This window comes from Pseudoduganella rivuli (genome assembly GCF_009674485.1).
GTDB classification, from domain to species: domain Bacteria; phylum Pseudomonadota; class Gammaproteobacteria; order Burkholderiales; family Burkholderiaceae_D; genus Rugamonas; species Rugamonas rivuli_B.
Window position 1 is genome coordinate 292620 of sequence record NZ_WKJJ01000005.1, and the last position, 24290, is coordinate 316909.

The 24290-nt window shown below is 65.1% G+C and carries 18 protein-coding genes; 8 read left to right on the forward strand and 10 right to left on the reverse strand.

Features of this window, described 5'->3' with window-relative positions:
- Nucleotides 1-60: 60 nt before the first annotated feature.
- Both GJ700_RS10045 and GJ700_RS10050 read right to left on the reverse strand, forming a co-directional pair.
- Entirely contained in the window at nucleotides 61-1005 is a 945-nt protein-coding gene (locus tag GJ700_RS10045) for a hydroxyacid dehydrogenase (RefSeq protein WP_154373213.1), read from the reverse strand.
- Between the two features lie 5 nt (nucleotides 1006-1010).
- Nucleotides 1011-1706 carry an RraA family protein gene (locus GJ700_RS10050; protein ID WP_154373215.1) on the reverse strand — a complete coding sequence of 232 codons (696 nt, stop codon included), beginning with the start codon at nucleotides 1704-1706 and terminating at the stop codon, nucleotides 1011-1013.
- Between the two features lie 107 nt (nucleotides 1707-1813).
- Here GJ700_RS10050 and GJ700_RS10055 point away from each other — a divergent pair, with 107 nt between their 5' ends.
- Nucleotides 1814-2707 (forward strand): LysR family transcriptional regulator, encoded by an 894-nt coding sequence (locus GJ700_RS10055; RefSeq protein ID WP_371867904.1) that lies wholly within the window; start codon nucleotides 1814-1816, stop codon nucleotides 2705-2707.
- On the opposite strand, the gene GJ700_RS10060 is transcribed toward GJ700_RS10055, so the two are convergent.
- A complete protein-coding gene (locus GJ700_RS10060) occupies nucleotides 2689-5226 on the reverse strand; it encodes a TonB-dependent receptor (RefSeq protein ID WP_229506905.1) in 2538 nt (845 codons plus the stop codon). The two genes, GJ700_RS10055 and GJ700_RS10060, sit on opposite strands and share 19 nt — an antisense overlap.
- Nucleotides 5227-5399: 173 nt before the next feature.
- On the opposite strand from GJ700_RS10060, the gene GJ700_RS10065 reads away from it, so the two are divergent.
- The 3 genes from GJ700_RS10065 (at nucleotide 5400) to GJ700_RS10075 (ending at nucleotide 7772) form a co-directional block, all read left to right on the forward strand.
- Nucleotides 5400-6665 carry a HAMP domain-containing sensor histidine kinase gene (locus tag GJ700_RS10065; RefSeq protein ID WP_154373218.1) on the forward strand — a complete coding sequence of 422 codons (1266 nt, stop codon included), beginning with the start codon at nucleotides 5400-5402 and terminating at the stop codon, nucleotides 6663-6665.
- The gene (locus GJ700_RS10070; RefSeq protein WP_154373220.1) at nucleotides 6662-7318 is read left to right on the forward strand and encodes a response regulator transcription factor; all 657 of its coding nucleotides are present in this window, start codon (nucleotides 6662-6664) and stop codon (nucleotides 7316-7318) included. The genes GJ700_RS10065 and GJ700_RS10070 overlap by 4 nt, the downstream gene beginning before the upstream one ends.
- Before the next feature lie 100 nt (nucleotides 7319-7418).
- Nucleotides 7419-7772 carry a hypothetical protein gene (locus tag GJ700_RS10075; RefSeq protein ID WP_154373223.1) on the forward strand — a complete coding sequence of 118 codons (354 nt, stop codon included), beginning with the start codon at nucleotides 7419-7421 and terminating at the stop codon, nucleotides 7770-7772.
- Nucleotides 7773-7774: 2 nt separating this feature from the next.
- On the opposite strand, the gene GJ700_RS10080 is transcribed toward GJ700_RS10075, so the two are convergent.
- The 7 genes from GJ700_RS10080 to GJ700_RS10110 form a co-directional block, all read right to left on the reverse strand.
- Nucleotides 7775-8659 (reverse strand): cupin-like domain-containing protein, encoded by an 885-nt coding sequence (locus GJ700_RS10080; protein ID WP_154373225.1) that lies wholly within the window; start codon nucleotides 8657-8659, stop codon nucleotides 7775-7777.
- Complete coding sequence (locus tag GJ700_RS10085; RefSeq protein WP_154373227.1) at nucleotides 8656-10467, reverse strand: AI-2E family transporter; 1812 nt, start codon at nucleotides 10465-10467, stop codon at nucleotides 8656-8658. The genes GJ700_RS10080 and GJ700_RS10085 overlap by 4 nt, the downstream gene beginning before the upstream one ends.
- A 62-nt stretch (nucleotides 10468-10529) precedes the next feature.
- Nucleotides 10530-12305: a sensor domain-containing phosphodiesterase gene (locus GJ700_RS10090; RefSeq protein WP_154373229.1), complete on the reverse strand. Its 1776-nt coding sequence runs from the start codon at nucleotides 12303-12305 to the stop codon at nucleotides 10530-10532.
- A gap of 95 nt (nucleotides 12306-12400) precedes the next feature.
- Nucleotides 12401-15139, reverse strand: coding sequence for a DUF4214 domain-containing protein (locus GJ700_RS36075; protein WP_154373231.1), 2739 nt, complete (start codon nucleotides 15137-15139; stop codon nucleotides 12401-12403).
- A 115-nt stretch (nucleotides 15140-15254) separates the two neighbouring features.
- Nucleotides 15255-17483 (reverse strand): NADP-dependent isocitrate dehydrogenase, encoded by a 2229-nt coding sequence (locus GJ700_RS10100; protein ID WP_154373233.1) that lies wholly within the window; start codon nucleotides 17481-17483, stop codon nucleotides 15255-15257.
- Nucleotides 17484-17751: 268 nt separating this feature from the next.
- Nucleotides 17752-18396 (reverse strand): hypothetical protein, encoded by a 645-nt coding sequence (locus tag GJ700_RS10105; protein ID WP_154373235.1) that lies wholly within the window; start codon nucleotides 18394-18396, stop codon nucleotides 17752-17754.
- A 7-nt stretch (nucleotides 18397-18403) separates the two neighbouring features.
- Nucleotides 18404-19441 carry a 5'/3'-nucleotidase SurE gene (locus tag GJ700_RS10110; protein ID WP_154373237.1) on the reverse strand — a complete coding sequence of 346 codons (1038 nt, stop codon included), beginning with the start codon at nucleotides 19439-19441 and terminating at the stop codon, nucleotides 18404-18406.
- Nucleotides 19442-19678: 237 nt separating this feature from the next.
- Between GJ700_RS10110 and GJ700_RS10115 the strand changes: the two genes are divergently transcribed.
- Genes GJ700_RS10115 through GJ700_RS10130 form a run of 4 tightly spaced genes read left to right on the forward strand, consistent with a single transcriptional unit; the run spans nucleotide 19679 to nucleotide 24283 of the window.
- Nucleotides 19679-20812 (forward strand): acyl-CoA dehydrogenase family protein, encoded by a 1134-nt coding sequence (locus GJ700_RS10115; RefSeq protein ID WP_229506919.1) that lies wholly within the window; start codon nucleotides 19679-19681, stop codon nucleotides 20810-20812.
- 7 nt (nucleotides 20813-20819) lie between these two features.
- Nucleotides 20820-22481, forward strand: coding sequence for an FAD-binding protein (locus GJ700_RS10120; protein ID WP_154373239.1), 1662 nt, complete (start codon nucleotides 20820-20822; stop codon nucleotides 22479-22481).
- The gene (locus tag GJ700_RS10125) at nucleotides 22468-23241 is read left to right on the forward strand and encodes a glucose 1-dehydrogenase (RefSeq protein WP_154373240.1); all 774 of its coding nucleotides are present in this window, start codon (nucleotides 22468-22470) and stop codon (nucleotides 23239-23241) included. The genes GJ700_RS10120 and GJ700_RS10125 overlap by 14 nt, the downstream gene beginning before the upstream one ends.
- Before the next feature lie 10 nt (nucleotides 23242-23251).
- Complete coding sequence (locus tag GJ700_RS10130) at nucleotides 23252-24283, forward strand: ferredoxin--NADP reductase (RefSeq protein WP_154373241.1); 1032 nt, start codon at nucleotides 23252-23254, stop codon at nucleotides 24281-24283.
- The last annotated feature ends 7 nt before the right edge of the window (nucleotides 24284-24290 follow it).

The window sequence follows — 24290 nt, forward strand, 5'->3', positions numbered from 1 at the left end:
TCCGTTACATTAAACCTGAAAGCGCGTCTTGATGCGCGCTTTGCGTGTCGATCGGTGGTTTTATCGGGCTGGTTCGGCCACTCCGGCCAGTACGGCCAGGATATTGTTCGCCGCCGCCACGCCCATGCCGATGTAGGCATCGGTGGACACGCCGCCGATGTGCGGCGACAGGATGGCGTTGGCGATGCCGGTGAACGGGTGGCCGGGGCGCATCGGTTCTTCGTGGAAACTGTCCAGCCCGGCCGCCCGCAGCGCACCGCTTTGCAGCGCGCCGGCCAGCGCGGCTTCATCGATCAGGCCGCCCCGTGCCGTGTTGACGACGATGGCGCCCGGGCGCATGGTGGCCAGCGTGGCCGCATCGAGCATGTTGGCGTTGTCGCGCGTCAGCGGGCAATGCAGCGACAGCACGTCCGAGCCCGCGATCACGTCGGCCAGCGGCAGCAACGGCACGCCGTCCGGCGCGGCTTTCGCATACGGGTCGTGGGCGATGACGTGCATGCCCATCGCGGCGCCGATGGCCGCCACGCGCGCACCGATCGCGCCCAGGCCCACCAGGCCCAGCGTTCGGCCTTGCAATTCCAGGCTTTTATGGGTGGACTTGTCCCAGTGGCCGGCGCGCATGCGCTGGTCCAGTTGCGGCACGTTCTTGGCGCAGGCCAGGATCAGCGCCCACGTATGCTCGGCCACGGCGGCGGCATTGGCGCCCACGGCGGCCTTGACGGCGATGCCGCGCCGGGCGGCCGCGTCGCAATCGATCGTGTCCAGCCCCGCGCCATGCTTGGCGATCACGCGCAGGCCGGCGCTGGCCGCCATGACGGTGTCCGTGACGCGGCCATAGCGCACGATGATGGCGACGGGCTGGTGCTGGCGGCACAGCGCCACCAGCTGCGCTTCATCGGGCCGCGCGCCGGCATACACGATATCGAATGGCGACAGCAGCGCCAGCGCGGGTTCGGCCAGGTCGGCGCCCGTCACGAGGATGGCGGCGCGTTTGGGTTGCAGCATGGCGCTCACAGCGTTTCCCCTTCGGCCAGCACGCCGGCCTTGCGCAGCGCGCCATCGAGCCACGTCGGGCGCAACTGGTCGCCGCTGCGGATGCCTTCCAGGCGGGCCGTCTCATCGGCGAGTTTCTTCTTTGCCATTTCCAGGATGGCGGGCGCCTTGGCCGGTTCCACGGCCACCACGCCGTCCGCGTCGGCCACGATCAGGTCGCCCGGCTGCACGGTGACGCCGCCCACGGAAACCGGCCAGTTGATGCGGCCCGGCACCAGCTTGGTGGGACCGTTCGGGTTGGCGCCGATGGCGTACATGGGGAAGCCCAGTTCGCGGATGGCTTCCGTGTCGCGCACGGCGCCATACACGATGACGCCGGCAATGCCGATCGCCATGCACTGCGACACCATGATTTCCCCCATCAGCGCGCAGCTTTCGTCGCCCTTGCCGTCGATCACCAGCACGTCGCCGGGTTTTGCGATGGCCATGGCCGCGTGGATCATCAGGTTGTCGCCGGGACGCACTTCCACGGTCAGCGCCGGGCCGGCAATGCGCATCGATGGCGCCAGCGGGGCAATGCGACTGGACAGGGCGCCACGGCGGCCCGCCACGTCGGCCAGGATGGACGATGGATACATGGCGGCGCGGGCGGTGAGTTCCGGGGCGATACGCTGGATGTCGCGGATGACATCGGGGGGAGTCGGTTGGCTCATGATTTTCCTCGGTTGGTTCTGTGGTTGAGTGAAACCGAGTATAGGAAGCACGATCTATAATGTATATTCACTTATTTTTGAGTTTTCTAAACTTCTGGGAATGTATTGTGGATTTCCGCGACTTGAAGTATTTCGAAGTGATTGCCACCGAGGGCAGCCTGGCGCGTGCCGCCGAGCGGCTGCACCGCACGCAGCCGGCATTGACCAAGTGCATCGACCGGCTGGAAGAATCCATGGGCGCGAAATTGTTTGAAAAGGATGGCCGGGGCATGCGCCTGACGGCCGCCGGCCACGTGCTGGTGCGGCGCACGCGGCAAATGGCCATCATGGTGGAGGAAACCACCCGTGAAATGCGCGATCACGCGGACGGCTTGCAGGGCAACGTCCGCATCGGTTGCCTGGCGACCCTGGCCGAACACTTGATGCCGGCCGTGTTCGGGCAATTGCTGGCCGATGCGCCCGGGATTTCCGTCAATCTGACGGTGGCCATGAACGACAACCTGGTCGACAGCTTGCGTAATGGCGAACTGGAAATGGTGGTGGGGCCGATGCCGGAAGCCGACGATGAGTTGCAATGCGAGCAAATCGGGGAAGACACGATGGTGGTGGTGGCCAGCGAAAACCACCCGGTATTCGCGTCGCCGTGCGCGTTGGCGGATTTATTGCAATACCAGTGGATCCTCGGGGCCAGCACCGTCGCGTCGCGCCAGTGGCTGGACCAGACCTTCGAGCGCCACGGCTTGCCACGGCCCCGCGTGCAAATCGAGTCGAACGTGCTGAACACCATCCTGCCGGTGCTGGAGCGCACGCCCTTGCTGGGTTTTGTCTCCCGTTTCAACCTGACGGCGGGCCGGGCGCGCGTGCGGGAAGTGGCGGTGCCCGCCACGCAATTGATGCGCCGGTTCGGGCTGGCGTACCGCAAGCATGCCTACCTGTCGCCGGTGGCGGTGCGGGTGGCGGAGATCCTGCGGGCGAGCGCAAGTTACTTGCCGAATTCGTAACGCAACCCCACCCGTATCATCCTCGGCGCCCCCGGCCCGTAGAACGTGGAAGACGTCAACGTCGCATTGTCTCCCTGCGCCGCATACGGCCGGGCGATGAAGTTGCCGTTGGCGGTGAAACCCGTGGCGCCCAGTTGCGCTGCCGTCGCATAGCGTTTGCCGAACAGGTTGCCGACGTGGGCAAAGACGCCCAGGCGCGGCGTGACCTGGTAGCGGGTGTCGAGGTCGAACACGGCATGGCCGGCGGCGTGGCCCGCGCCCATGAAATATTTGCCATCCGGCTGGTGCTGGCCGTTTTCATTGCCGCGCGCCGTCGAGCGGGACACCGCCTGCATGGCGAGGCCCAGTTTCCATGCCGGCGTTGCCTGCCAGTCCACGCCGGCCTTGAAAATATGGGACGGCACCAGCGGCATGCGGTCGCCCGGGCGGATTGCGATATTGCCGTTGGCGTCCTTGCTGCTGTTGGCTGCCCCGTTGACCAGTTCCCCGCTTCGGAAGCGCGCGTCCAGCCACGTGTAGCTGGCCGAATAGCTGAGCGTGCCGCTGTCGCCGATGACGCCACCGACGCCCAGTTCCAGTCCCTGGCGGCGCGTCTTGCCGAAGTTGCGGAAATAGCCGAAGCCGGCGGCGTCGTCGGCCACGAACAGGATGTCGTCGGTGTTCGCGGCGCGGAACAGGCCCGCGTGCCAGTCCGCCTGGCCCGCCTTGCCGCGCAGGCCCGTTTCCCACGTGCGCGTCACCACTTGCCGCAACGGCGGGTCGCCCGCCATGGCATTGGGCAGCTTGCACGGGTTGGCCGGGTCGGCGCAGCCCAGTTCCACGGCGGTGGGCGTGCGGCTGCCTTCGCTGTAGCCGCCATACCAGGTGGCGTACGGCGACAGTTGCCAGGTGGCGCCCACGGCGGGATTGAAACGGCTGTAGCGGTGATCGCCATCGAGCGAACCGCTGCCGCCGCCCGGCGTGATGCGGTCGCGGTTATGCACGGCGGTGCGGTTGTAGCGGCCGGACAAGGTCACGTGCAGCCGCTCCGTCACGCCGATGGTGTCGGCCGCATACAGGCTCCACGTGCGGGTGCGTCCCGCCAGGTCCACGCGGTTGTCGACCGGCACGCCATCGTCGCCGGTTTCCGTGCCATCCGCGTAAAAATCCACCGGGTGGATGGTGCGGTCCGGGGTGACGTAGCCAAATTGCGTGGTTTGCTGGAAATCCGCGCGGCTGGCGTCGTAGGCGCCGCCGGCGACCAGGCGGTGCCGCCACGTTCCGGTCCTGGCCTGCGCGGCGAGCTGGCCGCTGAAGCCGTATTGGCGCTGCGTGGACGCCGTGCGGTTGATCAGGCCATTACACTTTTCCGCCGGTTCATCCTGGCGCAGCACGTTGGCGATGCAGCGCCAGTAAGGGAAGGGCGTATTGGCCGCCGTGGCGCCGCTGGCGGGAAACCCGGTGTAGCCGGCGGCCGCCAGCGCGGCGCGTTCCGCCGCGCTGGGCTGGTAGACCGACTGGTCGAGCGCATCGTCGTTGAGGTCGCCGTTATAGGTCGACGTGCGGATGCGGCGGTAATACGCGTTGCCGGACAGTTGCAGCGTGTCCGTCAACCGGTGGCTGGCGGAGAGGTTCAGCAGGATGGAGCGGTTGCTGGTCTGGTCGGGCCGGGTGTATACGCTGCGGTAGTCGCGCTGCAGCATGCGCTGTTCCTGCAATCCATTGCCGTTCAGGCGCGCATCGGCCAGCGCCACCGTCAGCGCGGCCTCCGTGGCGGCATCGGCCCATCCGAGCTTGCCGAACAGCTGGCCCACGCGCGTGGGGGAATCGTCGCGCCAGCCGCGTTCCCGGAAGCCGGTGCCGGTGACGAACCAGTGCCACCCTTGCGCATCGTGGCCGCCATGTTCCAATTCCACGGTACGCCGGCCATAGCGGCCCACCTGCGCCTGTATCGCCGTCCCCGCATGGTCGCGGCCATCCTTGGTTTGCAGCGCCAGCGCGCCGCCCAGCGTGTTCAGGCCGAACAGGGGATTCGATCCGGGTATCAGGGTGGCGGAGGCAATGGCGGCGCGGGGGATCAAGTCCCAGCTGACCACGTCGCCGAACGGCTGGTTCAGGCGCACGCCGTCGACGTAGACGGACAAGCCTTGCGGTGTGCCCAGCAGCGGCGACGCCGTGAAGCCCCGGTAACTGACGTCGGACTGGAAGGGGTTGCCCTGGATATCGTGGATGACGACGCTGCCCAGGCGGCGGTTCAGCAAGTCCGGCACATTGGTGTAGGCCGTATCGTCCAGCAGGGCGCTGCCCATTGTCTGGAGGTTGGACGGGACGTGCTGGCGCGGCACGGTGGCGCCGGGCAGTGGGGTTGCGCTGATGATCACGACGGCGGCGGCCGGCGTGGTTGCCGACATCGCCGCCGCGCCTGTGGTATCGGCGGTATCCGCTGCGGCGGCGCCGTGCCAGCAAGCGGCGACCATTGCCGCGATCAAGGTTAACCGTAAGCGCCTGGCCTGTGCGGGATGTGCTACGGACTGGCTCATGTCTGGTCTCCCCGATGTGGTTCGCCGTCGTCGCGGCTTAAGTTCATGGGGCCGATTATTCCGGGACTGGCACAGCCGCCGATAGGGAAAAATTCCCGCCGTTGCGTTGGCGACCGGGTTGGTATGGAAGTTGCACCTGTCATCGGCAAAACAGAAAACAACCGGAGGAGATCATGGACTTGCGCCGCCGCCTGACAGGGTCGCTTGGCCTGCTGCTGGGTTGCCTGATGGCAGTGGCCACGGTGATCCAGTTTTATTCGCTGCGCGCCGACATCGATGCGGAAATCAGCGCGTCGGCCCGCATGGTCAACGTGCTGCTGGCGGCGGACAGCACCGGCAGCGGCGCCATGGCCGCGCTGCTGCCCGACACCGGCATCCGCCACTTGCGCATCCGCACGGCGGGCCAGCCGGCCGTTCAGCCGGAACCCCATCCGCTGCTGGCGTGGCTGGGGCTGGCCCCGCCGCCGCAGGACGAGCGCGAAATCCGCATCGGCGGCCAGACCTTGTACATCGCGCCCCATCCCGGCTCGGAAATCAGCGAGCGCTGGCGTGACACTGTGCGAATTTGGTACACCCTGCTGTTCTTTTCTGGCACAACTTTGCTCGTGGTCTGGTGGGCGGCGGACCGCGCGCTGCGGCCGGTGCGGGCGCTGGAAGAGGGCTTGCACCGGCTGGCGCGCGGCGAGACCGATCCCGCGTTGCCACCATTCGCGTTGCGCGAATTCCGCCAGGTGGCGGGCGCGATCGAACGGCTGGCCACGGCGCTGGCCGAATCGCGCGCCGCGCAGCATGCGCTGGCGCGGGATCTGATCAGCGTGCAGGAAAACGAACGCAAGGCGCTGGCGCGCGAACTGCACGACGACATGGGCCAGACATTGACGGCGTTGAATGCGACGGCCGCCCACCTGGCCCGCAACGCTGGCAAGCTGGCGCCGGGCGAAGTGGCGGAATGCGCCAACGACATGCGGCGCGATATCCGCGCCAGCGGCGAACAGTTGCGCGCCATGCTGAAATCGCTGCGGCCCCATGGCTTGCATGCGAGCGGGCTGGAACGGGCGGTGGCGGAACTGGTCGACAGCTGGCAGGGGCGCGGCACCGGCATTGCATTCACCACCTCATTGCAGCCCACGGTGGTGGAAGTGGCGGAAATGACGGCGCTGACCTTGTACCGCGTGGTGCAGGAAGCGGTGACGAATGTCGTCCGCCACAGCCGCGCGAGCCACTGCACGGTGGAATTGAGCTGCACGGACGAACAGGTGCGGGTTGCCGTGACGGATGACGGGGCGGGGTTGCCGGCGGCCCCCGGCGCGTGGCGCGGCGGCTTGCTGGGCATGCGGGAACGGGTGGAAATGGCGGGCGGCGCCTTGTCGCTGCTGCCCAATTGCGGCGGCGGCTTGCGGCTGGTGGCCGTGTTGCCGGCCGGGGGAGTATTGGCATGAACATGGGCACAATCAGGATCATCCTGGTCGACGACCATGCGGTGGTCCGCAACGGTTACCGGCGCCTGCTGTCGGCGGAACCGGATTTCCACGTGGTGGGCGAAGCGGCCAGCGCCGGCGAAGCCAATGCCGTCGTACAGCAGGTGCAGCCCGACGTGGCGCTGGTCGACCTGAGCCTGAAGGGCAGCAGCGGGCTGGAAGCCATCGCCGGCATGCTGGCGCGCCAGCCCGGCCTGCGCATCCTGGTGCTGTCGATGTACAGCAGCCATGGACACGTCAGCCAGGCGCTGAAGGCGGGAGCGCACGGCTACATGACCAAGCACAGCGAACCGGAAGACGTGATCGACGGCATCCGCCAGGTGATGCGGGGCAGCCGGGCGTTCTCCGCCGACGTGCGTGACGCGGCACAGGCGGAACGTTCCGGTGCCGGCGCGCTGCAGCACCTGACGCCGAGGGAATTCGAAGTGCTGCGCCAACTGGTGCATGGCGAATCCGCGCACGACATCGCCACCGCCATGCACCTGAGCCCGAAAACCGTGTTGAATTACCTGACCTTGATCCGGCAAAAGCTGGCCGTCGACAATGACTTCAAGCTGATGCACCTGGCCGCGCAAACGGGCATGGTCGAGTTTGGCGGCGCCACCATGGCGTGAAGGCGCATGTCACATTTGCTTGCATCTTTTTTACCGCCGGGATGTTGTGAAAAAATACACCGTGGGTACAATCGACATTCCCGAATGCAACGAGTACCCCATGAAACGATTGATGCTGTTATGCGCTGCGCTGCTGGCCGGCGCCGCCCACGCCGACGGCAATGGCCTGTGCAAGCCGCTGTGCGACACCGACAAGCGCGAATGCCGCAGCAACGCCGCATCGCAAAGCGATGACGACGCGTTGTCGCTGGTGGCGATGGCGGACAGGAACCCGAATGCGCGGGTGGCGAGGGGATTGGCGGACAAGCCGTCGGAGGCGCAATCGAAACAGGCTTACGAAAGCCGCCGCGTGACGATGCAGCGCACGTGCGACACGCAGTACCTGCGCTGTGTGCAGGCTTGCGGCAAACAGGCGCATGCCGCGGACGCCGCCGCCAGGGCGGGGCGGCAGTAACCTCAGGGCTGCGGCAGCGCGGAATTGCCCTGCAGCGCAAACGGCACGCCGCGCGCCCAGCGGTTGGCGGACAGGGAAAATGTCTGCGCGCGCACCTGGTGGAACCAGCCGGCCGGCACGTACAGCATGTCGCCCGGCTGCACGATGCATTCGATCAGCGTGGCGTGGCGTGCCAGCGGGAACTGGTCGTAATCCGGCGCTTCCGGATCGAACGGTGAGCCGAACAGCAGTGCATTGGCTTCGCGCGGATACAGGAAGGCGTCGTGATGGGGCGGCGCCAGGAAGATGCGCTTGGTGCCCCAGATTTGCGCGAAGATATTGTCGTCGTAATCGCAGTGCAGCGGCGTCACGGTCTTCGCGGGACCGATCCAGAAACGGGCCGGCCCCATCTTGTTGAAGTACGTGGGCCAGTGGCACAGGTGGTTCAGTTCCCGTAATTCCAGGTTGCCGACATAGGGCGGCAAACCGGTTTCACCGGACGACGATAAATCCAGGTATTCCAGCATCGACATGTCGTGCATGGCGCGGTCCGGTGCGAACGCCGTGTTGACGTAATCGCCGACCCGCGCCCGCACGTGCAAGTGGCCATATTGCTCGCGCAACTGTTGCGGCGTCAGGCCGCACAGCGGCCATTTGTTGACGACCCCTTCGATCAGGAATGGCAAGCCTTCGCCGGCCCGCGCGCGGAACATGGCGGCGCCGGGCTTGTTCAGGCGCGCGATCGACGTGATGGCGGGCGCGACGCGGCTGGCCTGCTTGATGGCGTCGCGCATGTGCTGGATCGAGGCGACGCCGCGGATTTGCGCGGCTTTCTGTTCGCGGGCCTGGCGCACGGCGGCGGAATGTTCCGGCAATGGCGGCAACGTCGGGCGGGGCGTATCGGTCATGCGCCGCTCTCCACGAATGCGCGCGCCTGCTCGAACGACTGCACCACCAGGTCCGCGGCTTTCTCGACTTCCGGCTGGCGCGCAATCCTGCCGTCCAGTTGCAGCTTGAGCACGACGATGCACGCATGGGGCATGCCGGTGCGCAGGTCCGCTACCGCATTCAGCCACGCATCCACATTCGCTTCTTCCGGATACGGCAGGATCACCGTCGATACCAGTTGCGCCTTGTCGTCGCCGGGATTGTCTTCCGGCCGGTTCAGCACGCCGCTGCGCGCATCCGTGCCGCCTTCGACCAGCGCACGCACCAGCAGTTCGGACAAAAAGTCTTCGCGGTCGCTGCCCAGGCCCGCGCACAGCACGACCGAGCGGGCCGGCACATCCAGCGATCCCTGCCACTGCCCCGTGCGGGCCTGGCGCAGCTTGCGCAGGTGCGAACCGATATTCTTGTCCATCAGCGGCACGCGCTTGCGCTTGCAAGGGCCGTCGGCACTCGGGGCGGAGATTTCTTCCGTGACTTCGACAATGGTCTTGCGCAGCTGGTCGAGCTGGCCGTCGCCCACTTTGCCGCTTTCGATTTCCGGTACGGCCATCGCCATGCCGGGTATCAGCACCTTGTCGCAATACGCCGCCAGGCTGCCCCGTTTCAGCCGCGCCTGGCCATCACGGACGATGGCGGCGATATCGCCCGCCAGCGCCCGCTGGTAAAAGCGCTGTGCGGCGCCGACGCTGGGCGCCGCGCCCAGCAGCGTGGTGAGGGGCGCCAGCGCTTCCACGTGCCGGCCCGCCACCACCAGGCACAGGGTCAACGGCGTCGACAGGATCAGGCCGACGGGACCCCACAGCGTGCCCCACACCAGTGCCGCAACGATCACGGCCAGCGGCGACAGCCCGGACGAATGTCCATACACGCGCGGCTCGACCAGGTAGGCGACGCCGACTTCCATCACCAGGAACAGCGCCATGCACGTCAGCGCGAGGGTCCAGCCGGGATCGACGGCGGCCGCGAACAGCGCGATCAGCGAACCGGCAATCAGCATGCCCAGATAGGGTACGAAACGCAGCACGCCGGACAGCATCCCCCACAGGAAGGCGTGCGGCAGCCCCAGCAGCCAGAGCGTGGCGGCGACCGCCAGCCCGAACGCGGCATTGACGATAATTTGCGCAAAGAAGAAGCGGGATATACCCTGCGCCGCATCGGCCAGGGTTTGCATGGTGCGGCTGATGGCGGTGTCGCCCGCGAGGCGTATCAGGCGGTCCTGCAGCGATTCATGCTCGAGCGAGATGAAGATGAACAGCACCAGCACGATACCGGCCTTGCCGAGCGGGCCGGAAATCTGCGACAGCAGCCTGCCCGCGGAGTCCTGCACACTGGGGCGCGGCGGGGCGGCTGCCACGCCGGCCGGCGCCGGCGCGGTGGCCGGCGCGGCATACAGTGCGCCCGGCACATCGACCACCTGCAGCCGCGCTTCCAGTGTGGCCAATGGACGTTCCGCCAGCCGCTGCAACTGTTTGGTCTTGGCCCGCAATTCCTTGCGGTAGGCGGGCAAATCGTCCGTCAGGCTGGCAAACTGGCCGACCATCACCGCCCCCAGCCCGGCCAGCACCAGCGCCGCCAGGATGACGGTGACCAGGGTGGCCGGTGCGCGGCTCAGGCCCAGGCGCGCAAAGCGGCGCGTCAGCGGTGCGACGGCGGCACTGAGAATGGCGGCCAGCGCCAGTGATTGCAGCACGTCGCGGCCGAAGTACAGGATGGCCAGCAGGCAGGTGGCGCTGATGATGTAGAGGGGGCGGGTGGGCAGGGTGGACATCGGTGTGACGAATGGTGTGAGCCCGTCATTGTAACTGCGCCACACGCCCCGGCACAGGGGAGTCAGTTCACCGCGCAGGCTTGCACATGGGCCAGGAACGCATCCGGCGCGAGTGGCTTGGCAAAGTGATAACCCTGCGCGATCTGGCACCCCCAGCTGCGGATCAGTTCCAGCGACTGTTCGGTTTCCACTCCTTCCGCCACGACGTCATACCCCAGTTCCCGCGCCAGCGCGATCAGCGAGCGCACGATGCGCTGGTCCCGTTCATTCGTGTGGACATTGCGGATCAAAGACTGGTCAACCTTGATGACCGTGGCCGGGATCTTTTGCAGGTAAGCGAAATTGCTGTAGCCCGTGCCGAAATCATCGAGCGCGAGGCTCATGCCCATGGCACGGATGGTGTTCAGTGTCGTCAGGATGCCGGGGCTTTCCATCCACATGCCTTCCGTGCACTCGACTTCGACGTAGCGGGGATCGAGGCCGAATTCCGTGCACGTGCCGCGCAGGCGGTCGCAGATATCCGGTTCTTCAAAGTTATAGGCCGACAGGTTGATGGCGACTTTGATGCGATGGCCTTGTCGATGCCACTCCGCCGCCTGCCGGATTGCCGTGCGGATGACCCATGCCGTCAGTGGCCCGATCAGCGCGGTCTTTTCAATCAGCGGGATGAATTCTGCGGGCGACACAAAGCCCAGTTCCGGGTGCTGCCAGCGCAGCAGCGCTTCCGCCGCGTGGCACGCGCCGGTGAGCGCATCGTGCTTGGGCTGGTACAGCATGTGGAAGGCATGGTTGTCCAGGCTATGGTGCATGCTGTTGAGCAAACGGAAGGCGCGCTGCTGGCCTTCATCCGATTGCGTGTCGTACGAACGCCAGCGCTGCTGTCCCAACAATGCCTGGTTGACGGCCGATGACGCTTTGCGCGGCGCGTCTTTCGATGAATGGGGGCACAGTTGAAAGGGCACGATGCCGCCAAAGCTGGCCAGGTTCATCGGCACGTTGACGTCCATCAGCGGTTCCTGCAGCGTTGCTTCCAGGCTGTGCGTAAATTCAATGAACCCGTCGGTGTCGGCATCCTGCGACAGCACGGCGAAGCGCGCATCGGTGATGTGGTACACCGTGCCTTTGCCGCGGAACAGGTGCGCCAGCTTGCGCGCCACACCGCGGATCAAGTCATCGTAGACGGTGATGCCAAGCACGCTGGCGATTTCAAACGCCTTGGAGGCATCGGGCATGTCGATGTAAAGCAGCACGCGCGGTTCGCCTTCCGCCACGGCGCCTTGTTCATCCAGGTCTTCATCGAGCTGGAATTTGTTCGGCATGCCGGTGATGGCGTCCACGTGGCCGACAGCGCGGCGCAATTCAATATGCGCGACCACCAGCGCGGCCAGGCCTTGCAACTGGCTGCGTTGCGCTGCGCTGAACGTGTGCGGCTCCTGGGCGATGACGCACAGGGCGCCGATCGCGTAGCCTTCGCTGGTCAGCAACGGTGCGCCGGCATAAAAGTAGATCCGGTCCGGGCCCGTGACGGCGGGATTGCTGCGGAAGCGCTCATCGTTGCGTGTGTCTTCAATGACGAGGACTTCGGCGCCTTTGATGGTGTGGTTGCAAAACGATTCTTCGCGCGAATCGCCCGGCGTGCAAAAGCCGGAACTGGCTTTGAGCCACTGCCGGTCGCGGTCAATCAGCGAAATATACGCGCCCGGCATGTTGAACACATCCATGGCCAGACGGGTGACGCCGTCAAAGTAGTCGCTGGTCTGGCTGTCGAGGATGCCCAGTTTTTCCAGCGCAGCGACCCGTTCTTCTTCGCTGTTACGGGGCATCAGTTGCGGTTCCATGGTGTGCGGCCTTTTGCTTTGGGAATCAGCAAACTTTACCATAGGCTACAGGGTGGGGCATCCCCCGGGTGGGGGACGGACCGGCCGATCCTGGCTTAGAAGTAATACTGCTGATACTTGATCCCGTTGCCGATCAATTCGGCGACCGCTTCGGTATTTTCCTTGCTCTCCGCGAAAATGTTCAATAAGTCCGCCGGGGTGGCGCGCTTTTCATTGAGCGCGGTGAGCCAGAAGTTATAGCCTTCGGGTTCCGGGTCGCGGTGCAGCACGTTGTGGTACAGGTGGTTGACGAAGTCCGCATTGGAGGGGGCGGCGCCGTACAAGTCGCGGAATTCCTGCGATTGCGTGAATGTCTTTCCGATCTCGGCCATGCTGAGGCCTTTATCGGCATGCTGCAGCCAGAAGGAAAATCCTTTGTCATCCGGCGTGCGGTCGAACGCGGCCTTGTACAGCCGGTAGACTTTACCGGCATTGCCATCGATGTCGTAAGCCACGCCGGTCACGGTGGGATACATCAGCGATGCCGACTGGATCTGGAAGCGCTCGACGTTGGTGTAGGTGTCGACGCTGCCGCTATCGCCGTAGTTGGCATGCTCGATCCTCACGGTGCCATGGTCGAACGTCATGTGCTGGCTGGGATCCAGCAGGTACGTGGCGTACAGTTTGGCGGTGTCGAGTCCCGCGCCGCCATCGATAGTATTGGCGCCATCGCCGCCTGTCAGCAAATCGTTGCCCGCGCCGCCGTGCAGGATGTCGTTGCCTCCGCCGCCGCTGAGCTGGTCGTTGCCATCGCCGCCGGAAATCGTGTCATTGCCGTTTTCGCCATTGAGCACGTCGTTGCCGCCCAGGCCGTCGATGACGTCGTCCAGGAACCCGCCCGTGATCTGGTCGGGGCCGGCCTCCCCGGTGAACGTTTCGCCCAGGCTGCCGCCGGACGGGTGGATGCCCTGCGCGAAGTTATCGTGGGTCAGCGCCTCGACTTTGGTGTTGAGCAGCACGGCCGCGGTGCGGAAGCTGTTGTTGCCGCTTGATCCTGCTGGCAGGAATTGCAGCAGTGTGTCGTTGCCGCTTTGCTGTAACCGTAACTGCCCGTCCAGGAACAGATTCGATTGCCGGGGAGAGTCGAACAGCGTGAACGGATCGAGGATGTCGCCGCCGGCGCCGGTGGCGAAATCCGTGATGGTGACCGGATGCTTCAGCGCCGGCGCGAATTCGTAGCGGTCGCGCCCCGCGCCGCCGGTGGCCGTCACGTCGGCATCGAACTCATAGTAAGTCTTGTGGACGCGGATTATGTCGTTGCCGTCGCCACCATCGACGATATCCGTGCCGCCGTCGGCAATGATCACATCTTTGCCGGCGCCGCCGGAGACGCGGTTGGTCCCGCCCCAAACGTAGAGCGTGTCATTGCCGTCGCCGCCCGCGATGGTGTTGTTGCCATGTGATTCGTAAATGTGGTCGTCGCCCGCGCCGCCGTCGAGGGTATCGTCGCCATCGTCGTTGCCACTGGACGAAGAAAATTCGCTGCCGATCCAGTCATTGCCATTGCCACCGGACAGCTTGTCGTCGCCCGCGCCGCCCAACAGGTGGTCGTCGCCATCGCCGCCATCGACCACGTCGTCGCCCGACAGCGCGGACAGGGTGTCGTTGCCGGCGCCGCCGAGCAGCGTATCGTTTTGTATGGTGGCGGTAAGCTCGTTGTCGCCGGCAGTGCCTTGCCATTGGAGGCCGGTGTCGCTGCCGTCGAGCCGCATCTGGCCGGTGAAATCGCTGTCTCTCAAACTCGACAGTGCAACGTTTTGCAGGATCAGCAAGGGATGCCAGGTTTCCGCCAGGCCCGCAGCGCCATCGTCATCAATAAAGATGACCGTGTCGGCGCCTTGCTGTTGCAAGCGCAGGTAGCCAGCGGCCCCGAGCGGGTTGCCGTGCGTGTAAGCCCGCAGCGCAGGAATAATGGTGAGGTCGATGGTGTCCTGGCCGGGCTGGAAATCCGTGACCACATGGGGCGATTGGGAATAGCTGTCGTGCAGCGAGAATGTATCGCGGCCCGCGCCGCCGGTCATGGTGGCGCGGATACCGGCATGGCCCTCCTGTCCTACGGCCAGGGTGTCGTCGCCATTGCCGCCTTCCATGGTGGCCGTCCCCACGCCCATCCGGAGGAAATAGGCGCTGATCAAGTCGTTACCGTCGCCACCCTGCAAAAGCGCCGTGTCGGGATCGCGTGCAAACAAGTCATCGTTGCCGGCGCCGCCAATCAGCGTATGGTTGCCGCCGCTGACCGGTTGCACGTTGGACGTGTCGCCGCTGAACAGATAGTCGTTGCCATCGCCGCCATCGAGCCAGCTATTGCCGCCACCGCCGTACAGGTAATCGTCGCCGGCGCCGCCGCTCAATTCGTCGTTGCCGCCCCAGCCATCGATGATGTCGTTGCCCGCGCCGCCGTCAATCACGTCAGCAGCGGTCGAGCCCTGCAGCAAGTCGATGTCCGGTGTGCCGGTCTTGTGGACGGGCGAAGTCAGGTAACCGGTGGAGAATTCGACGGTTTTCTCTGTGGCCAGCGGTGCGCCGTTCGCGTCATTGACCAGGCCGGACGGCACCATCAGCGTATAGTCGCGGCCCGACCCCAGCTCGGCATGGATGGTCACTGTATTACCGGAAATCGTCACCCGCTCGCTGCGGATGTCCACGTACCCTGACGGAGAATGAAAGATGTTGCTGAGATAAATGCCGCCGCTGCCCGCTTGTACCGGTGCATTGAAGGTCAGGACGATATTGCTGTCGACCGGGACGTCGTGGGTGCCAGGGGCGGGGGAAACAGAAAGCAGAGTCAGCGGCATGGTGATGGCAAAATAAGAATATTATTTAAATAATAACATCATTTGTTCGCGCCGCAAAATGAAAAAGGCGGCCGGCGCAGAGCGCCGAACCGCCTTCAGTGACGTCAGCCGGTGATCAGATTGCGTTCAGCACAGCGTTAAAGGTTGCGCTAGGACGCATTACCGCCGAGGTCTTTTCCGGGTTAGGGTAGTAGTAGCCGCCGATGTCGACTTCCTTGCCTTGCACGGCATTCAGCTCTTCGACGATCTTCGCTTCGTTTTCCGTCAGCGACTTGGCCAGCGGCGCGAACTTGGCTGCCAGTTCAGCGTCGTCGGTCTGTGCCGCCAGCGCCTGTGCCCAGTACATCGACAGGTAGAAGTGGCTGCCGCGGTTGTCCAGTTCACCGGTACGGGACGATGGCGATTTGCGGTTGTCCAGCAGCTTGCCGGTGGCGTCGTCCAGGGTTTTCGCCAGGACTTTGGCTTTGGCGTTGCCGGTCTTGATGCCCATGTCTTCCAGCGATGCACCCAGTGCCAGGAACTCGCCCAGCGAATCCCAGCGCAGGTGGTTTTCTTCCACCAGCTGCTTCACGTGCTTCGGAGCGGAACCGCCCGCGCCGGTTTCGTACATGCCGCCGCCAGCCATCAGTGGCACGATCGACAGCATCTTGGCGGACGTGCCCAGTTCCAGGATCGGGAACAGGTCGGTCAGGTAGTCGCGCAGGATGTTGCCGGTCACGGAGATCGTGTCCAGGCCGCGGAACGCGCGTTCCAGCGTGTAGCGCATGGCGCGGGTCTGCGACATGATCTGGATGTCCAGGCCGGACGTGTCGTGGTCTTTCAGGTAAACCTGTACCTTCTTGATCACTTCGTTTTCGTGCGGACGGTAGGAATCCAGCCAGAACACGGCAGGCATGCCGGAGTTGCGGGCACGGGTGACGGCCAGCTTGACCCAGTCGCGGATCGGCGCGTCTTTCACCTGGCACATGCGCCAGATGTCGCCTTCTTCCACGTTTTGCGTCAGCAGCACTTCACCGGTGGCCAGGTCAACGATGTTGGCCACGCCGCCTTCGGGTACTTCGAAGGTCTTGTCGTGCGAACCGTATTCTTCCGCTTGCTGCGCCATCAGGCCCACGTTCGGCACGGTGCCCATGGTGGTCGGGTCGAAGTTGCCGTGCCATTTGCAGAAGTTGATCATCTCCTGGTAGATACGGGCGAAGGTCGATTCCGGCATCACGGCCTTGACGTCCTTCGGACGGCCGTCGGCGCCCCACATTTTGCCGCCCAGGCGGATCATGGCAGGCATCGACGCGTCAACGATGATGTCGTTCGGCGAGTGGAAGTTGGTGATGCCCTTGGCCGAATCGACCATGGCCAGTTCCGGACGGTTGGCGTGGCAGGCGTGCAGGTCCTTCAGGATTTCTTCCTTGTGCGACGCCGGCAGCTTTTCAATCTTTTCGTACAGGTTGACCATGCCGTTGTTGACGTTCACGCCCAGTTCTTCGAACGTCTTGGCGTGCTTGGCGAAGGCTTCCTTGTAGAAGATGCGGACGCAGTGGCCGAACACGATCGGGTGCGACACCTTCATCATGGTGGCTTTCACGTGCAGCGAGAACATCACGCCGGTCTTGCGCGCATCTTCCAGCTGGGTTTCATAGAACTCCAGCAGTGCCTTTTTGCTCATGAACATGCTGTCGATAATTTCGCCGGCTTGCAGCGAGACTTTCGGTTTCAGCACGATGGTTTTGCCGGACGCCGTCAGCAATTCCATTTTGACGTCGCGGGCTTTATCCAGGGTCATGGATTTTTCGCCGTGGTAGAAGTCACCGTGGTGCATGTGCGACACGTGGGTGCGGGAAGCCTGGCTCCATTCGCCCATCGAGTGCGGGTTTTTCTTTGCGTATTCCTTGACGGCTTTTGGCGCGCGGCGGTCGGAGTTGCCTTCGCGCAGGACCGGGTTCACGGAGCTGCCGATGCACTTGCCGTAGCGGGCTTTCAGTGCTTTCTCTTCTTCGGTCTTGGCATCTTCCGGATAGTCCGGCAGCTTGTAGCCCAGGCTTTGCAGTTCGCGGACGCAAGCCATCAGCTGCGCCACCGAAGCGGAAATGTTCGGCAGCTTGATGATGTTGGTTTCCGGCTTCAGGGTCAACTGGCCCAGTTCGGCCAGGTTGTTCGGCACTTTCTGTTCGTCGGTGAGGAACTCCGGGAACTCGGCCAGCACACGTGCCGCCACCGAGATGTCGCTGGTAACGACATCCACGCCGGCCGGCGCCGTGAATTTCTGAACGATAGGCAGCAGCGAGTAGGTCGCCAGCAGTGGCGCCTCGTCGGTCAGCGTGTAAATGATTTTGGAATTCTGGGTCATAGGTTTTCCCTCGTGTGCGGTCGAAGCCCGGGTGGTTAACTTTCTCAGCTCTCTTCAGTTTGGACACAGCTTTTTGCTAGAGCAGCGAGATTTTAGCAGATGGAATAACGTTCTACACTATGCAACTTGTATGTCTTATATAAGTTACATGTGTTGTTTCTTTGAAAATATTAATCTCAAGGAAATATTACGAACGTTACCCATGGGCAAATGCACAACACCGGCACGCGGGAACTGGCTGGGAACTGCCCCGGCCAGGAGACTTATTTCAACCTTTGCCCGCTCCGACGGCAATCGCATACCCGTCCAGTACGCGCTTGCCATCATCAGCCACAAGCCGGAACGCCCCCGGCGCATAATCGGCCGACCGGATCAAGTACCCCTGGTACTTGCCTTCCGCCGTGCAGCCGCCGACGGTCAGCGCGACCGGCAGCGTCCCGGGCACGCCGCCGCTGGCCTGCACGGTCCCGGACAGTTGGCAAGCGCCGCCCGTCGCCGTCACCTTGCCGTCCGCATCCAGCGTGAAGTCCGCACTGAGCCCGCCCAGCAGCACCGTATAGCGGCCCGCCAGTTGCGCGGGCGCCACGGCCGACGTGCGCAATTTCATGACGCTGGACTGGTTCAGGTTCACGGCGCCGGACAACGCCGCCGGCGCGCGCTGGACGGTATCGCCGTCGAGGCGGTACAGCGCCTGCGCGGCCTGGCCGTCGCTGGGGGCCACGACAATAAAACCCTTGCCCTCGGCATCCATGAAGGCTTCGCCGTAATTGCCGGCCGGGTCGCCCTCCAGCAGGAAGGCGGTCGACTGGCCGGGGGCGGGGGCGCCGCCCAGCACGACGTTGGACTGGGCGCCGCCACCACCGTTGCAGGCGGCCAGAACCAGGCAGGCTGGCAATACGTATGGGATTCGCATGGCCGCCTCACTTGATGAAGTTGGCCAGCTTGGCGCGGATCACGGCTTCCTGCGTCCGCGTGCCCTGGTGCGTGCCCTGCATGACCGCCACGGCAATCGCACCGCTGTTGACCACGTTCTGTTCCGATTCCGGGTCCGTATCCGGCACGTACGTCAGCCCGGCCGGGGCGGGCGCCGGGTTGACCAGCAGCGTGACGCCGGGGAAGGCCGGCACGCCGTTGGGGAAGGCGCGCGCCAGGTAGCTCTGCGCCAGCGCATCTTTCGACAAATCTTCGATAAAGTAGGGCAGCGCAATCGTGGCCAGCCCGAGTTTCGCGTACTTGAACGGCAATGCCGCCGCGCCGCCCCTGGCGAATTTCGGCAGGTTCACGTTCAGCCCCACGCCCTGCGGCAACAGGCCGTCGCCCACGGATTTGCGTTTTTCCAGTTCCGCCACCAGCCGCACCACCACGTCGGCGGTTTCATATTCCGCGTCGCCTTCGGCCAGCCTGGTGTAGGGACGGTAATCGGTCGGCTGCTCGGCGCTGACGGCAATCGCCGGGATGCCCCGGTTGATGGCCACCAGCGCGGCGTTCACGGTACCGGAACCATTGTTGATGAAGCCCGTGTTGTTGCCGTAGTTCGGGCCGGACACCACCAGGTCGGGCGCCTTGCCCCAGGTTTTCTTTGCCGCGATGTCGATGCCGTACAACGTGGCCGCCACCGGCGTGCTGTTCACGTAAAACGCGAATGGCATACCGGGCAGTGTGCCGGTGCCGGGCGCGCCGGCCGGCAGGGCGCCGCCCCGGCTGGGCGTGGCGCCGCAATTGGTGGCGGACAGTGGCCCGATCGGCCGCAGGAAGCCCAGGGCGCCGCCCTGGCCGCTGTTGTCGCATACCTCGGACGAGATGATCACGTTGTGGCCCGCGGCCGAAAGCCGCTGTTGCAGCGCGTGCACGGTGGACGATTCGGCGCCGTCGTCATTGGTCACGAGGATATTCAGTGCGTGCGACGGGCTTGCAAAAGCTGCAAGCATCAGCGACGCGATCATGGTTAGTCGTTTCATGGAGTCTCCTGTAGTTGTGGTGCGCGATTAGTTGTCGCGTCGGTCACAGCGTCCCCCATCGCCCCCATCCCCTCATCGTCTGTTCGGACGATGTTGCGGTTTGCCCGTTGCGTGAACATGCCCTCAGACACTCACCAACAAGGAGCAGACATGCAACAGAACGTGGCCTCGTTACCCCTGCCGGCGGACCGGCTGGACCATCCCACGCCGGACGAACTGGTGGCCCGTGCCCGCGCCATGCTGCCCGCGCTGGCGGAACGCGCCGCGCAGGCGGAGCGGGAACAAAAGGTGTCGGACCAGACCATCGAGGACTTCCAGCAGGCGGGCCTGTTCCGTGTGCTGCAGCCGAAGCGCTATGGCGGCTATGAAATGGACCCGCAAGTGTTCTTCGACATCCAGCTGGCGATTGCCGAGGCGTGCATGTCCAGCGCGTGGGTGTACGGCGTGCTGGCCGTGCACAACTGGCAACTGGCGCTGTTCGACGACCGCGCGCAGCAGGATGTGTGGGGCAATGACGACAGTATCCTGACGTCATCGACCTACATGCCGGTGGCGAAAGTAGTGCCGGTGGAAGGTGGCTTCCAGTTTTCCGGCCGCTGGGGCTTTTCCAGCGGTAGCGAACATTGCCAATGGGTATTGCTGGGCGGCCTGGTGCCGCCGACGGAAGCGGGCGGCCCGCCGGAATACCGCACTTTCCTGCTGCCCCGCAGCGATTACCGCATCGAACAGAATTGGGACGTGCTGGGTTTGCGCGGCACCGGCAGCCACGACATCGTCGTCGATGGCGTCTTCGTGCCCGATTACCGCACGCATAAGTCGTCCGACGGCTTCCTGTGCGACAGTCCGGGCAATGCCGTCAATACGTCGCCGCTGTACCGCTTGCCGTTCGCGCAAATCTTCGTACGCGCCGTGTCCACGGCGTCGCTGGGTGCGCTGCAAGGGGCGATCAACCAGTTCCGCGCGTATGCTTTGAAACTGGTCAGTATCAATACGGGCCAGAAGACCACGGAAGACGTGGGCGCACAGATGGCGTGCGCCGAAGCGCAGGCGGCCGCCGATGAAATGCGCGTCGTGTTGCAACGGAACTTTGCCCACCTGATGGCATTGGCCCGCGCCGGCCAGCCGCTGCCGGTGGAAACCCGCGTCGAGTACCGCTACCAGTCGGCGGCCGTGCCGGAACGGTGCGCCGCCCAGGTCAACCGCCTGCTGCGCTATTGCGGCGGCCGTGGCATTTATCTCACCAACCCGCTGACCCGCATTTTCCTCGATACCCACACGGCGCGCGCCCACGTGGCCAACAACCTGGACCCGTACGGCCGCAATTACGGCGGCTTGCTGATGGGCCAGAACAACCGCGACTTCTTCGTGTGAGCGGGCCATGGAACTATCGCCAACACAGCCGCCACTGCAGATAAGCGCTTCCGCCTGCCATCCGTGGGATGACGATTGCGATGTGCTGGTGCTGGGCTTCGGTGCGGCCGGGGCATGCGCCGCGCTGGCGGCAAGCGAAAGCGGCGCGTGCGTGCTGGTGATGGACCGCTTCAACCGGGGCGGCGCCAGCGCCAAGAGCGGCGGCGTGGTCTACGCGGGCGGCGGCACGCCGCAGCAGCTGGAAGCGGGCGTGCACGATACGCCGCAAGCCATGTTCGATTACCTGCGCCAGGAAACCGGCGACACCGTCAGCCACGCCACGTTGCGCGCGTTCTGCGAAGGCAGCAGGGGCATGGTGGCATGGCTGACGGGACTTGGCGTGCAATTCGATTCCCGCATGCCGCCTGTGAAAACGTCGTATCCGCAGGATGGCTATTACCTGTATTACTCGGGCAGCGAAGCGGTGCCCGCCTTTGCGCAGCAGGCGCAACCCGCACCCCGGGGCCACCGCGTCAAGGGACGTGGCATGTCGGGCGCCGCGCTGTTCGGCGTGCTGCGCGCCGCCGTGGCCCGCGCCGGCATCGCCGTGCAGGGGCAGGCCATCGCCCGCCGCCTGATCACGGACCGCGCCGGCAACGTGATCGGCGCGGAAGTGGCGCAGTTGCGCGGCGCGCCCGGATGGCTGCATCGCCAACTGGAACGCTTTGCCGATACCGTCCACAACATGGCGCCCGGCCTGGCCGATGGCGCGCGCGCCGCGCTGTCCGCGCTGGAACAGCGGTACGCCAAGGTGCGCCACGTGCGTGCCCGGGGCGGCGTGGTATTGGCCACGGGCGGCTTTATTTTCAACCGCGCCATGTTGGGCAGGCACGCTCCCCGTTACCTGCGCGCGTGGCGCCTTGGCGCGACGGGCTGCGCGGGCAGCGGCATCGCGCTGGGTGAATCCGCCGGCGGCGCCACGTCGCACATGCACAAGGTGTCGGCGTGGCGCTTCATCAATCCGCCATTCGACTGGGCGCGCGGCATCGTCGTCGACCGGTCGGGGCGGCGCATCTGCAACGAGGAAGTCTATGGCGCGCGGCTGGGGCACGCCATGTGCGAACAGGCCGATGGCCGCGCGTGGCTGATCCTCGACACGCGCCTGCGCAACGCGGCGCTGCGCGAATGCCGCGGCGGCAAGCTGTGGCTGTTCCAGAGCGGCCCGGCCATGCTGCTGATGTTGTTCGGCGCCGTGAAGGCGCCCGACGCGGGAACGCTGGCGGCGCGGCTGGGCATGCCGCCGGCGCAACTGCGGCAAACCATCGACGGCTACAACCTGGCGGCGCGGGGCGGCGCTCCCGACGCGCTGGGTAAATCGCCATCGATGCTGGCGCCGCTGGAAGGGCCGCTGTATGCCATCGACATCTCGATGGACAGCCGGCTGTTCCCGTGCCCCGCCATCACATTGGGCGGCCTGCGCGTGGACGAAGACACCGGCGCCGTGCTGCGCGCCGATGGCCGCGCCATTGGCGGCCTGTATGCGGCGGGACGCACGGCGCTGGGCATCGCATCGAATCAATACGTCAGCGGCTTGTCGCTGGCGGACTGCGTGTGGTCCGGCCGCCGTGCCGGCGCCGCCGCATGCCAAACACATCTACTACAACGAGGAGACAGCTATGGGCAAGGATAACGGACGGGTCAAGGGCAAGGTGGTACTGGTCACGGGCGCGGCGAGTGGTGTCGGCAAGGAAAACGCATTGCTGCTGGCGGCTGAAGGCGCGAAAGTCGTGCTGACCGACGTCAATGAGGAAGGCGTGCAGGCGGTTGCGCAAGAGATCGGCGACAACGCCTATGCCATGGCCCACAACATCGCCAGCGAAGGCGACTGGCAGCGCGTGGTGGTGGCGACGCTGGAGCGCTTTGGCCGCCTCGATGTACTGGTCAACAACGCCGCCATCCTGGCCATGGGAACGATCGAATCGACCACCCTGGAAGACTGGCAAAAAATCCAGCGCATCAATGCGGAAGGGTATTTCCTCGGCTGCAAATACGGCGTGCAAGCCATGAAGCAGCACGGCGGCGCCATCATCAACATGGCGTCGCTGGCTGCGCTGGCGGGCATGGCGCACTTCTGCGCGTACAGCGCGTCGAAAGGTGCGGTGACCGCGCTGACCCGCAGTGTGGCAGCGCATTGCAAGCAGCAGCGCTACAACATCCGCTGCAATTCCATCCACCCGGACGGCATCCTGACGGCGATGGTCATGAGCCTGATGGGCGCCGCCGCGAAGGGGGAGCAAGCGGAAGTGAAGGTGGAGGGCGATCCGATGGCGCGCATGTGCATGCCGAAGGATATCGCCAACCTGGTGCTGTTCCTGGCCTCGGACGAATCGCGCTTCATCAACGGTTCGGAACTGCGCATCGACAACGGCCAGTTGTCGATCGATTCCTGAGGAGGCCGGCATGAACGCCGCCGTGCCAACTTACCATGCGTTGCGCGTTGCGCGCGTCGTGGCGGAGACCGCCGACGCCACGTCGGTGGAGCTGGACGTGCCGACCGCGCTGGCGCCGCTGTTCGCCTACCGGCCCGGCCAGTTCCTGACGTTGCGCGTCGCGCATCCGGACGGCGAGCTGGCGCGCTGCTATTCACTGTCCAGCAGCCCGGGCATCGATGCGAAACCCCGCGTCACCATCAAGCGGGTGGCGGGCGGACGCGCATCGAACTGGCTGTGCGACCGCTTGCAGGCCGGGGCGCAGGTGGACGTGATGGCGCCGGCCGGCGTCTTTGTCCCGGCGCGGCTGGACGGCGATTTCACGCTGCTGGCGGGCGGCAGCGGCATCACGCCCATGCTGTCGATCATCAAGGTGGTGCTGGCGCAGGGCGCGGGCAGGATCTGGCTACTGTATGCCAACCGCGATGCGGAATCGATCATCTTCCGCGGCGAACTGCAAGCATTGGCGCGCCAGCATCCGCAGCGCCTCGTCGTGCAGCACTGGCTGGACCAGGTGCAGGGCGTGCCGGAACAGGAGCAGATGCAGGCACTGCTGGCATCCCACGGCGCCGACCAGTATTTTATTTGCGGCCCGAAACCGTTCATGGATGGCGCGCAGGCCGCGCTGAAGGCGTTGGGTGTCGAGCGGGGCAAGGTGCGGGTCGAACGGTTCGTGTCGCTGGATGCCGGCGTCATCGCGCCGCAGCCGGAAGAAACGTCCGGCGCGGCCACCGCGCTGGCGGTGGCGCTGGATGGCACGAACCATGAGCTGACGGTTTCCGCCGGCGCAACCCTGCTGGACGCCATGCTGGCCGCCGGCCTGAATCCGCCGAACTCGTGCCGCAGCGGTTCCTGCGGCGCGTGCATGTGCAAGGTGGAAGAGGGCCGCGTGACGCTGAAGCTCAACGCGGTGCTCGACGATGACGACCTGGCCGAAGGCTGGACCCTGGCATGCCAGGGCGTGCCCGCCAGCGATTCGCTGCGCATCCGTTTTCCCGACTAGTTTTTCG